The organism is Pseudoalteromonas sp. NZS37, assembly GCF_015864265.1.
Lineage (GTDB): Bacteria > Pseudomonadota > Gammaproteobacteria > Enterobacterales > Alteromonadaceae > Pseudoalteromonas > Pseudoalteromonas arctica.
Genome location: NZ_JADYXL010000001.1, coordinates 1 through 12,341 on the forward strand (window position 1 = coordinate 1; position 12,341 = coordinate 12,341).

Annotated in this window: 8 protein-coding genes and 5 tRNA genes; 1 reads left to right on the forward strand and 12 read right to left on the reverse strand. The window is 40.0% G+C overall.

Annotated features, from left to right (window positions below; all coding sequences use genetic code 11):
* Positions 1 to 154: 154 nt before the first annotated feature.
* From I6F47_RS00005 to I6F47_RS00055, 11 genes are all read right to left on the reverse strand, one after another.
* On the reverse strand, positions 155 to 2,056 hold the full coding sequence (locus I6F47_RS00005; RefSeq protein WP_101163092.1) for a SurA N-terminal domain-containing protein: 1,902 nt from the start codon (positions 2,054 to 2,056) through the stop codon (positions 155 to 157).
* Between the two features lie 171 nt (positions 2,057 to 2,227).
* Entirely contained in the window at positions 2,228 to 2,518 is a 291-nt protein-coding gene (locus tag I6F47_RS00010) for an HU family DNA-binding protein (RefSeq protein WP_157823336.1), read from the reverse strand.
* Between the two features lie 183 nt (positions 2,519 to 2,701).
* Positions 2,702 to 5,071 (reverse strand): endopeptidase La, encoded by a 2,370-nt coding sequence (gene lon / locus I6F47_RS00015; RefSeq protein ID WP_197152826.1) that lies wholly within the window; start codon positions 5,069 to 5,071, stop codon positions 2,702 to 2,704.
* 151 nt (positions 5,072 to 5,222) lie between these two features.
* A complete protein-coding gene (clpX, locus tag I6F47_RS00020; RefSeq protein ID WP_002958344.1) occupies positions 5,223 to 6,506 on the reverse strand; it encodes an ATP-dependent protease ATP-binding subunit ClpX in 1,284 nt (427 codons plus the stop codon).
* 135 nt (positions 6,507 to 6,641) lie between these two features.
* A complete protein-coding gene (gene clpP / locus I6F47_RS00025) occupies positions 6,642 to 7,259 on the reverse strand; it encodes an ATP-dependent Clp endopeptidase proteolytic subunit ClpP (protein ID WP_007580937.1) in 618 nt (205 codons plus the stop codon).
* A 164-nt stretch (positions 7,260 to 7,423) separates the two neighbouring features.
* Positions 7,424 to 8,728 (reverse strand): trigger factor, encoded by a 1,305-nt coding sequence (gene tig, locus I6F47_RS00030; protein WP_007580935.1) that lies wholly within the window; start codon positions 8,726 to 8,728, stop codon positions 7,424 to 7,426.
* A 378-nt stretch (positions 8,729 to 9,106) separates the two neighbouring features.
* A tRNA-Pro gene (locus I6F47_RS00035) sits at positions 9,107 to 9,183 on the reverse strand.
* A gap of 70 nt (positions 9,184 to 9,253) precedes the next feature.
* Positions 9,254 to 9,330: transfer RNA gene (locus I6F47_RS00040), tRNA-Pro, on the reverse strand.
* A gap of 14 nt (positions 9,331 to 9,344) precedes the next feature.
* Positions 9,345 to 9,420: transfer RNA gene (locus I6F47_RS00045), tRNA-His, on the reverse strand.
* Between the two features lie 23 nt (positions 9,421 to 9,443).
* Positions 9,444 to 9,520: transfer RNA gene (locus I6F47_RS00050), tRNA-Arg, on the reverse strand.
* A gap of 55 nt (positions 9,521 to 9,575) precedes the next feature.
* Positions 9,576 to 9,652, reverse strand: a tRNA-Pro gene (locus tag I6F47_RS00055).
* 352 nt (positions 9,653 to 10,004) lie between these two features.
* Between I6F47_RS00055 and folD the strand changes: the two genes are divergently transcribed.
* Entirely contained in the window at positions 10,005 to 10,859 is an 855-nt protein-coding gene (gene folD / locus I6F47_RS00060; RefSeq protein WP_002958348.1) for a bifunctional methylenetetrahydrofolate dehydrogenase/methenyltetrahydrofolate cyclohydrolase FolD, read from the forward strand.
* A gap of 72 nt (positions 10,860 to 10,931) precedes the next feature.
* Here the strand turns inward: folD and cysS are convergent, their stop codons facing one another.
* A complete protein-coding gene (gene cysS, locus I6F47_RS00065; protein WP_197183132.1) occupies positions 10,932 to 12,311 on the reverse strand; it encodes a cysteine--tRNA ligase in 1,380 nt (459 codons plus the stop codon).
* Positions 12,312 to 12,341 lie beyond the last annotated feature (30 nt).

Below are 12,341 nucleotides of genomic sequence, written 5' to 3' on the forward strand. Positions count from 1 at the left end.
TATGTTCGTTAATCATAATGTGCCCTCAAACAAGATTTGAAGATCTGATCATGACATTGAGATTTAGTTCAAAAAAATCCCCGCTAATTTCTTAGCAGGGATTTGTGTATAAGAGACAGCTTTAAAAGCGCCTTTCTTTATGAGCTAAAATTAATTATTCAACAGTTTGTGTAGCCGTTGGTAAGTTAAGTTCAGCATTTGCTTTAAGCGCTTCAATAAATACCATGTAGTTTTTATTAGCTTGCGCCATAGTAATGCTTTGTTTTGCTTGAGGGTCAATATTAGCTGCAACTTGTGCATCTGTTACCGACTTAAGCGCAACAATTGCTGCATCACCATTATTTAAATTCACAAGCTCAACTACCGCAGAATCTGCTGGGTGAGCCATTTTAAATGCTTGAGTCACAATAGCAGGTGAAACAGTGTAGCTTTGACGTGTTAACTGCGCTTCTTGACGAACCGTCAAGCTTTGCTCGTTTGCTACATCGTTTAAGCTCTTACCTGCTTGTACTTCTGCAAATAAGCTACGCGCTTTTTCTTTAGCAAGCTCAGATGATTTTTCATTAACTAAACGCGCTTTAATTTGCTCGCTTACTTCATCCAGCGCTTTAGTAGCAGCAGGTTTATGCTCGTTAATACGAACAATAATTGCATGCTCCTCACCAAGCTCAATAACTTCAGAGTTTACTTTATCTTCAAGTAAATCAACTGATGTTAGTGCTGTTACAACTGCAGGGCTGTTTAAAGGCTCTGGTAGAGCATTAAGTGCTAAAAGAGGTGTAGATTTAACTTCCACTTCAGCAACTTCTGCAGCGTCGTCTAAGCGGTCTGAAATTTCAAATGCAAGTGCGCCCATTTCTGTTTGCTTTTCGTAAAACGCATCTACTTTTTCAGCTTGTTCTAATTCAGCACGTAAGTCAGCTTTAACATCGTCATACGCTTTAACTTGTTGTGGTTGAATGTCTGTAAGTTTAATTATGTGATAACCAAACTCAGAAGCAACAACCTCAGAAATGTCACCTTTGTTTTGCAGTGCGAAAGTCGCGTCTTCAAATGCAGGGTCCATTACGTCACGTTCAATCCATTCAAGGTCGCCGCCCATTTCGCCACTAACGATATCGTCAGATGATGATTCTGCTAACTCAGCAAAGTCTGCACCTTGCTCTAGTTGTGCATGAAGTGCATTGGCTTTTTCTTTTGCTGCATCATCGTCTTCACTGTTATCAATTAAGATATGTGATACGCGACGTTTTTCAGGTTCTATGTACTGCGCTTTGTTTTGCTCGTAATACGCTTTAACGTCGTCCTCGGTTACCGATTCAACATTAATATCTGCTGCTTTAAGCTCAATATAACTTACTGAAATAAGCTCTGGAGATAAAAATTGTGATGCGTTTAGCTCATAGTAATCAGACACTTCTTGCTCTGATACTTCTACGTCCGCGGCAAGCGCTTCTTTATTAATGACTAAGTAGTCAATACTACGAGTTTGCTGCTGCAGAGCAATTGCGCTTTTAAGCTCACTCTCTAGGGCAAAGTCTGTACCTGCAACAGCAGATACTACCTGACTACGTGTCATATCTTTACGTAAGTATTCACGAAAAGCATCTGGTTGAAAGTTCATTTGACGAATTACTTGTAAGTAACGATCGTTATTAAATTTTTCACCAATTTGAAAGTACGGTAGTTCTAAAATTGTTTTACGTACACTTTCGTCGCTTACGCGAAGGCCTAAATCAGCCGCTAGCTGTGATTGCAATTCTTGTTGTACTAAGCGGTCAACTACACCTTGGCGAATTTGCGCCATGTAATTTGGATCAGCGGCAATTTGTGTAAAATATTCACCAAATTGTTGCTCTAAACGGCTACGTTCATTTTGGTAAGCACGGTTAAAATCGGTTTGACTAATTTTAATTCCATTTACTTCAGCAACGGGTTGTTCTGTGGTTTGACCTAAGTAACTACCGATCCCTGCTAAGGCAAAAGATAAAATCACCGCGCCTAAAATTATTTTGGCTACAGGTCCTTGCGAACCTTCTCTGATTTTCTCAAGCATTTGTTTATCTCTTTTTGATCAAGGTATTTTACCTTGTCACATGTAAAAAAAGCGTATCTTACCAGATACGCTTTTTCACTTGAAGTAACTGGCGGTAAAGTTACTTAATTCATCTGTTGTGGTGAATCAGTAACTTTACACTCGCCATAACTAATGTGTTTAAAACAGTGATTAGTTTACTGCGTCTTTAAGCGCTTTACCGGCTTTAAAAGCTGGAATAGTTGCAGCAGCAATTTGGATTGTTTCACCAGTTTGCGGGTTACGGCCTGAACGTGCAGCACGGTCACGTACTGAGAAAGTACCAAAACCAACAAGTGCAACTGAGTCGCCTTCTTTTAGCGCGCCAGATACAGATTCGATGAATGAATCTAGTGCACGACCTGCAGCCGCTTTAGAAATGTCAGCATCAGCTGCGATTTGATCGATTAATTGAGATTTATTCACAATATCATCCTCTTTCATTGTTATTATCAAGAGCGATGGTTTTTTAAACTAACATCACTTTTTTGAAAATTGTAGAGCAAACTTTTAATGCTCACATGATTATATTTTTCTTAAGCCTACGCCCCATAAGGGCTAGGCTTGAAAACCAGTGCTTAACTTATCATACCGTTTAGATTTGAAAAGCCCTAAAAAGCACTTTTTTTAGCTTTTTTCTTGGTTTTTAGGTGTTTCGACCGAAAAACTCTCAACAGGATGCACTAAAGCAAGCTTTAACACCTCGTCAATCCAAGTAACTGGGTGAATATCAAGACCTGCCAGCACGTTCTCTGGAATCTCTTTTAAGTCACGTTCGTTAATTTTTGGAATGATTACTGTTTTAATTCCACCACGATGCGCCGCCAATAATTTCTCTTTTAAGCCACCAATAGGAAGTACTTCACCACGTAGCGTAATTTCACCGGTCATTGCAACATCTGCTCGTACAGGGTTACCCGTTAAGCTAGATACAAGACCTGTTACCATTGCTGCGCCCGCACTAGGACCATCTTTCGGTGTTGCGCCCTCTGGTACGTGAACGTGAATATCACGTTTTTCGTAAAAGTCGCTATTAATACGAAATGTATCTGCGCGATTACGTACTACCGTCATTGCCGCTTGAATCGACTCTTGCATCACATCGCCCAGTGAACCGGTATAAGTAAGTTTACCTTTACCTGGTACAGCCGCACATTCGATTGTTAGCAAATCACCGCCAACTTCTGTCCATGCTAAACCTGTAACTTGACCAATACGGTCGCCATCTTCAGCTTTACCATAATCAAAGCGTTGCACACCTAAAAAGTCTTCTAGGTTATCTTGATTGATAGTCACTGTTTTAGTGTCTTTTTCAAGTAAGATATTTTTAACTGCTTTACGGCATAGTTTTGAAATTTCGCGCTCTAGGTTACGTACACCCGCTTCACGTGTGTAGTAACGAATAATGCCAATAATTGCACTATCTTCGATAACTATTTCAGACTCTTTTAAGCCGTTACGTTTTACTTGTTTAGTAATTAAGTGCTCTTTTGCAATGTTTAGCTTTTCATCTTCGGTGTAACCCGATAAACGAATAACTTCCATACGGTCCAATAATGGGCCAGGAATGTTAAAGCTGTTTGATGTTGCTACAAACATAACATCAGATAAATCGTAATCTACTTCAAGGTAATGATCGGCAAAGTGGCTGTTTTGCTCAGGATCAAGCACTTCTAATAGTGCTGAAGCTGGGTCGCCACGCATGTCTGATGACATTTTATCGATTTCATCTAACAAAAATAATGGATTTTTAACGCCCACTTTTGTCATGTTTTGAATTAGCTTACCTGGCATTGAACCAATATATGTACGACGATGACCACGAATCTCAGCTTCATCACGTACGCCACCAAGCGCCATACGCACATACTTACGACCAGTTGAACGCGCTATAGATTGCCCAAGTGATGTCTTACCAACACCTGGTGGCCCAACTAAACATAAAATTGGTCCTTTAAGCTTATTAGTACGCTGTTGGACCGCGAGGTACTCAATAATGCGTTCTTTTACTTTATCTAAGCCGTGGTGATCGCTATCAAGAATTTTTTGCGCGCCCGCTAAGTCTTTTTTCACTTTAGAGCGTTTTTTCCATGGCACATTAATTAATGTGTCAATGTATGAACGCACTACAGTCGCTTCTGCAGACATTGGCGACATCATCTTAAGCTTATTAAGCTCTGTCGTCGCTTTGTCTTGTGCCTCTGCTGGCATACCCGATTCTTCGATGCGTTTTTTAAGTGCTTCAAATTCGTCAGGTACATCGTCAAGCTCACCCAGCTCTTTTTGAATGGCTTTCATTTGTTCATTGAGGTAATACTCGCGCTGAGACTTTTCCATCTGCTTTTTAACGCGAGTACGAATTTTCTTCTCAACTTGCAGTAAGTCTATTTCGCCTTCCATTAATGCCATTAAATATTCAAGACGTTCTGTAACGCTTGAAATTTCGAGCACTTTTTGCTTTTCAGGTACTTTAAGCGGCATATGGGCTGCCATTGTGTCGGCAAGGCGTGCTGGCTCATCAATACCTGAAACTGAAGTTAGTACTTCAGGTGGAATTTTTTTGTTTAGCTTTACATAGCCTTCAAACTGGCTAATTGCGCTACGAATAAAAATATCTTGTTCTTTATCATCTACCGAATCAGATTCAATAAATTGAGCATTAGCAACAAAAAAGTCATCGTTATCTACAAATTCTTCAATTTGTGCGCGCTGTGTACCTTCAACTAAAACTTTAACTGTACCGTCTGGTAATTTTAATAACTGAAGTACAGTGGCAATAGTACCGATACGATAAATATCATCTTGCTCTGGTTCATCTACAGTTGCATCTTTTTGTGCAACCAAGAAAATTTGTTTGTCTTTGTCCATTGCCGCTTCTAGGCATTTTATTGATTTTTCACGGCCAACAAAAAGCGGGATCACCATGTGCGGGTATACCACAACATCGCGCAGTGCAAGGACTGGGATTTCGACTCGGTCGGTTCTCTCAAGCGTCATTATAGTTTCTCTTCGCACTTCATTTATTTTAAAGATTACTCAAGTATATGGGGATAACCTAATTAAAGTTCAACAATTTTCCCATACTCGATTAAATTAATTATAAAAAAAGGAGCCTAAGGCTCCTTTTTTCATTCAAATAGCTTAAAAACTATTCTGATGCAGCTTTATCTTGTTTATTATTTTCATAAATCAAGATTGGGTCTGACTCACCTTTAATAACGGTTTCATCAATAACCACTTTGCTTACGTCATCCATTGAAGGAAGTTCGTACATAGTATCAAGTAACACACCTTCAACGATTGAACGAAGACCACGTGCACCTGTTTTACGCTCCATTGCTTTGTGGGCAATTGCAGCTAAGGCATCATCGCGAAACTCAAGTTCAACGTCTTCCATACCAAACAATACTGAGAACTGTTTAGTAATCGCGTTTTTAGGTTCACTCAATATTTGCACAAGAGCAGCTTCGTCAAGTTCTGTTAACGTAGCAACTACTGGCAAACGACCTATAAACTCAGGAATTAAGCCGTATTTAACTAAATCTTCTGGTTCTACGTCTTTAAAAGTTTCACTTAAAGAACGACTCGCCGCAGATTCTTTCACGCTAACGCCAAAACCGATACCGGTATTTTTATGGCTACGTTGCTCAATTACTTTATCTAGGCCTGAAAATGCACCACCACAAATAAACAAGATTTTAGAAGTATCTACTTGTAAAAACTCTTGTTGTGGATGTTTACGACCACCTTGCGGTGGAACAGAAGCAACGGTGCCTTCAATCAGTTTAAGTAGCGCCTGTTGAACGCCCTCACCCGATACATCACGTGTAATTGACGGGTTATCTGATTTACGAGAAATTTTGTCAATTTCATCAATGTAAACAATGCCACGTTGCGCTTTTTCAACATCGTAATCGCATTTTTGTAAAAGCTTTTGAATAATGTTTTCAACATCTTCACCTACATAACCTGCTTCGGTTAATGTAGTGGCATCGGCCATAGTAAACGGCACATCAAGTAGACGCGCTAATGTTTCTGCAAGTAATGTTTTACCACTACCTGTTGGGCCGATAAGCAAAATATTACTTTTACTTAATTCAATGTCTTGCTTAGTCGATTGGTTACGTAGACGTTTATAATGGTTATAAACGGCAACAGACAATACTTTTTTAGCATGATCTTGACCAATAACATAATCGTCTAAGTGTTTACGAATTTCTTTTGGTACAGGTAGTTTGTCAGACGTATCATGCTTAGGAGCAATGTCTTTGATCTCTTCCCTGATAATATCGTTACACAACTCTACACATTCATCACAAACGTATACTGAAGGGCCTGCAATTAATTTACGCACTTCATGTTGGCTTTTGCCACAAAAAGAGCAGTATAACAATTTATTACTTTTGTCGCCGTCTGTAGGAGTGTCAGACATTCAGCTACCTCATTTTATTACGTTGGCCACCAAAACTGTTGGCGGCTATTTCAATACGCTTTAACTATACCAAAATTTATTGGTTTTCGCATAGTAACTCAAAGTGGCAAACAGGCAATCCTGTTCGCCAAGCGCTTACTTTTTGTCGCGATTTGTAAACACAGAGTCTACCAAGCCGTAATCTACAGCTTGCGTGGCACTCATAAAGTTATCACGATCTGTGTCTTTAGAGATAATATCTAATGGTTGGCCTGTATGCTCAGCCATTAAGCGGTTAAGCTTATCTTTAATAGACAGAATTTCTTTAGCATGTATTTCAAAGTCAGATGCTTGACCTTGGAAACCACCTAATGGTTGGTGAATCATCACACGTGAGTTTGGTAGGCAAAAACGCTTACCTTTAGCGCCAGCAGTAAGTAAAAAAGCACCCATGCTTGCAGCTTGACCTACACATATTGTACTTACATCTGGTTTGATGAAGTTCATTGTGTCGTAAATAGCCATACCCGCAGTTACTGAACCACCTGGTGAGTTGATGTATAAAAAGATATCTTTATCAGGATTTTCTGATTCTAAAAATAGCATTTGCGCTAAAATCAGATTTGCCATGTTGTCTTCAACTTGACCTGTTAAAAAGATAATACGCTCTTTTAATAATCTCGAATAAATATCATACGAGCGCTCGCCTTTCGGTGTTTGTTCAACAACCATTGGGACCAATGCATTTAGGGGATCTGTAATACCAGTATTCATACTTATTTAATTCCTTATGCGCTTATACTTATCCTTATTATAAGGAAGCATAGTTATCGTTTTTCGCAAATTTAGAGCCAAAAACTAAAATGGCCCGGGCACGCTGTATAAACAGAGTAGCACGAGCCATTTAATCGTTAGCGAGAGCTTAAGTCAATGACTTATTAAGCACCTTGCTGTGGATTCATGATGTCATCAAATGCTTTTTCAACATCAGTAACAACTGCTTTAGCTAAAATAGCTTCAACAGCTTGCTCTTCCATTGCTACATTACGCATTTGCTGCATAAGTTGATCATTACCTTTGTAGTATTCTACTACTTCAGTTGGGTCTTCGTATGCAGAAGCTACCGTTGCGATTAATGCTTCAACTTTAGCGTCATCAACTTTAATCTCGTTAGCTTTAATCACTTCACCTAATAAAAGGCCAGTTTTAACACGTGTTACAGCTTGCTCGTGGAACAATTCAGCTGGAAGCTCTGGCATGTTTTGAGCGTCGCCGCCAAAACGTTGAGCTGCTTGCTGACGTAGAGCATCAACTTCTTGATCAACAAGTGCTTTAGGCACTTCGATTTCGTTGTTAGCTAAAAGACCTTTGATTGCTTGGTCTTTAACGCTTGCTTTAACCGCTTGGTCTAGCTCACGTGTCATGTTCTTTTTAACTTCTTCTTTAAGCGCGTCTACGCCGCCTTCGGTAACACCGAATTTAGTTGCAAACTCTTCGCTTAATTCTGGTAATTCTTGCGCTTCAACTTTTTTCACTGTGATAGTGAATTGAGCCGCTTTACCTTTTAAGTTTTCAGCGTGGTAATCATCAGGGAAAGTTACATCAGCAACTACTTCTTCGCCTGCTTTTTTACCTACGATGTTATCTTCAAAACCTGGGATCATACGACCTTGGCCAAGTTCTAATGGGAAGTCTTCAGCTTTGCCGCCTTCAAATACTTCACCGTCGATAGTACCTACGAAATCAACTGTTACACGGTCGTTTTCGCCAGCAGCTGCATCAACATCAGCCCACGCTGCGTGTTGCTTACGAAGTGTTTCTAGCATGTTAGCTAAATCTTCGTCAGTCACTGTTACCGCTGGTTTCTCAACAGTAATTTTATCTAAACCTTGAACTTCAACTTCAGGGTAAACTTCAAACGTTGCTGAGAATTCTAAATCTTTACCTGCTTCAAGTGATTTAGGTGCGAATGTAGGCGCGCCAGCTGGATTGATTTTTTCAGAAACGATTGCTTCAATGTAATTACGTTGCATTACTTCGCCAGCAACTTCTTGACGAACTGCAGGGCCAAAACGCTTGTTAATTACAGATACTGGAACTTTACCAGCACGGAAACCATCTATACGCTGTGTTTTTGACAGTTGTTGTAGGCGTTTTTTTACTTCGGTCTCAACGTTCTCTGAAGGAACGGTGATAGTTATACGGCGCTCAAGGCCTTGGGTCGTCTCAACAGAAACTTGCATGATTTACCTCAATATTCAATTTTGGCGACTGTTCGCCTTCCTTTACAAACAAAGTGATCTGCATGAGTCTTGATAAAGTTTAAGCGGTTTTTCACGCTTAAAAGCATCCGTCGCTACCATGAGATACCATTGCTGCTTTGCCCTTCGGGCACTATGTTAAACAATAGACGCGGCATTATAACCTAATATTTATGATAGTCGAGTATAGGGGGCAATTATTTGGACTAGATAAGGGACTATAGAGACTAACTGAATAAAAAACAGGCTAACTAGGCATTGAATGGATTAAAGTAGAAATTATTTAATAGAATTATAGGCTAACAGATTTAGATTTATAACTTAGAGGAATTTACTTATTATTCTTATTAGATAAGAAAATGGTCGGCGATGCAGGATTTGAACCTGCGACCCCTTGGACCCAAACCAAGTGCGCTACCAAACTGCGCTAATCGCCGACATTGAAGAGTTAACTTCTTTTTTCATACTGAACACTTAAACTGAGAGTTTAAGACCATTTTAAGAAAATGGTCGGCGATGCAGGATTTGAACCTGCGACCCCTTGGACCCAAACCAAGTGCGCTACCAAACTGCGCTAATCGCCGATATTCGTTGTAAATGGGGTGACTGATGGGGCTCGAACCCACGACAACCGGAATCACAATCCGGGGCTCTACCAACTGAGCTACAATCACCGCTATATTTACATGTTTTCAAATGGTGCACCCAGAAGGATTCGAACCTTCGACCCACGCCTTAGAAGGGCGTTGCTCTATCCAGCTGAGCTATGGGCGCATCGAAAACTTCATAGTTTACCAATAAGCTATTCGATTATAATAAATTATAAAAATGGTCGGCGATGCAGGATTTGAACCTGCGACCCCTTGGACCCAAACCAAGTGCGCTACCAAACTGCGCTAATCGCCGAAACTTATTATTGTTAGCGAGTGACCTCGTTGACAACGGGGTGCATAATAGTGATTTGACGGGGTTAGGTCAAACGTTTTTTTAATAAAACCAATCAAGTGCTCATTTTTAGTGCACAATGGTTAAATATTATAATAGTAGGCTGAAATTTAAACTATTTAATAACTCAAATGTTATATACATTAAAAGCAACTTGGCGCTGCTATGCTTTTCTGCGAAAATAGTAGGCACATTATAAAACGAGTTAAATAAAGAGTATGTTTTCTTTATTAGCATTTTTACCCCTATTTTATTATGCATTCGTTTTTAGAGTATCGGTATCTAGTTAATTAACCCCAATTAAAGGTCACCCATGACGGCAAACATCATTGATGGTAAGGCAATCGCAAAACAAGTACGTAGCGCTGTAGCAGAACGCGTAAGTGAACGTGTAGCAAATGGTTTACGTGCACCAGGACTTGCAGTAGTACTTGTTGGACTTGATCCAGCAAGCCAAGTTTATGTTGGTTCAAAACGTAAAGCCTGTGAAGAAGTAGGTTTTATCTCCAAATCATTTGATTTACCAGCAGACACGCAAGAGCAAACTCTTTTAGATTTAATTGACGAGCTAAATAATGATGCCGAAGTTGATGGAATTTTAGTGCAGTTACCACTGCCAAAAGGTCTTGATGCTGAAAAGATTTTAGAACGCATTACCCCACATAAAGATGTTGATGGATTTCATCCATATAACATTGGTCGATTAGCACAGCGTATGCCTGCCCTTCGCCCATGTACCCCTAAAGGTATTATTACATTACTTGATTCAACGGGTGTACGTTATAAAGGGATGCATGCAGTTGTCGTTGGCGCGTCAAATATTGTTGGTCGTCCAATGTCGTTAGAGCTTTTATTAGCGGGTTGTACTACCACAGTATGCCATAAGTTTACTCAAGACTTAGAAACGCATGTTCGCCGCGCTGACTTATTAGTTGTGGCTGTAGGTAAACCTGAGTTTATACCTGGAGATTGGATAAAAGAAGGCGCTATAGTCATCGATGTAGGCATTAACCGTTTAGACACGGGTAAATTAGTCGGTGATGTTCAATACAGTGTGGCTGAACAAAAAGCGCATTTTATTACACCTGTACCAGGTGGCGTTGGCCCGATGACGGTCGCGAGCTTAATTGAAAACACACTTGAAGCGTGTGAGAAATATCACAGCTAAGCTGTTAAAAAATCAAAAAAGGGTTGCCATTTGGCAACCCTTTTTTAGTTGAACGTGAATTACTTTAAACGCTTACGCTTTACGCCACGTTGTTTTACCGGCTGAATCTTCAAGTATTACACCTAACGCATTAAGCGCATCACGTGCTTCATCAGCAGCAGCCCAGTTTTTACTCGCACGTGCTTCATTACGTTTTACAATTAATGCTTTAATTGTCGCAACTTCGTCGTCATCTTGCCCGCCTTGTAAAAAGGCTTCCGGTGCTTGTTGAGCAACACCTAAAACGTTACCAATACTGCGTAATATAAACGCAAGTTGCCCAGCTTGAACTGCGTCACTTTCTTTTACGCGGTTTAATTCTTTAGCAAGTTCGAACAACACAGGTAGTGCTTCTGGTGTATTAAAGTCGTCATTCATTGCTTTTCTAAATTTAGCAACAAACTCATTACCTTCTAAATCGCACTCTACCGGTTCGACATCACGAAGCGCTGTATAAATGCGCTCAAGTGATGAACGCGCTTGGTCTAAATTTTCTTGTGAGTAATTTAGTTGGCTGCGGTAATGACCTGAAATTAAAAAGTAACGAACAGATTCAGGATCGTATGCTTTTAAAACTTCACGCACTGTAAAGAAGTTATCTAACGACTTAGACATTTTTTCTTTGTTTACTTGAACCATGCCAGTATGAATCCATGTATTTACATACTTGCCGTTGTTTGCACAGCACGATTGTGCAATTTCGTTTTCATGATGTGGAAACTGTAAATCAGACCCCCCACCGTGAATATCAAAATGCTCACCTAAGTGCTTTGAGCTCATTGCCGAACATTCAATATGCCAACCCGGACGCCCTTCACCCCAAGGTGATGACCATGATGGTTCACCTGCTTTTGCTTTTTTCCATAACACAAAATCAAGTGGATCGTCTTTATCTTGCGCCACTTCAACGCGAGAACCTGATTGCAACATAGTTAAATCTTGCTGAGAAAGTGCACCGTATTGCTCAAACGTTGATACATCAAACAAAACATCGCCGTCGGCTGCAACATAGGCATGGCCTTTTTCAATCAAGCGCTTAACCATAACGATAATTTCATCCATATGGCTTGTAACTGTTGGCTCAATATCTGGGCGTAGCATATTTAGGCTATCAAAATCTTCATGCATCGCTTTAGTCATGCGCACAGTTAAGTCGTTTATTGACTCACCATTTTCGTTCGCACGCTTAATTATTTTATCGTCGATATCTGTAATGTTACGTACATATTTTAAATCGTAACCAATATGACGTAAGTAGCGCACAATAACGTCAAAACCAACAAAAGTACGAGCGTGTCCAATATGGCAGTAATCATAAATGGTGATACCACACACATACATGTCGATTTTCCCTTCGACCATAGGTTTAAATTGCTCTTTTTGTCGCGTGAGTGTGTTGTATATATTTACCATTTACTTTGAGTCCTTGACTATTTACTTGAA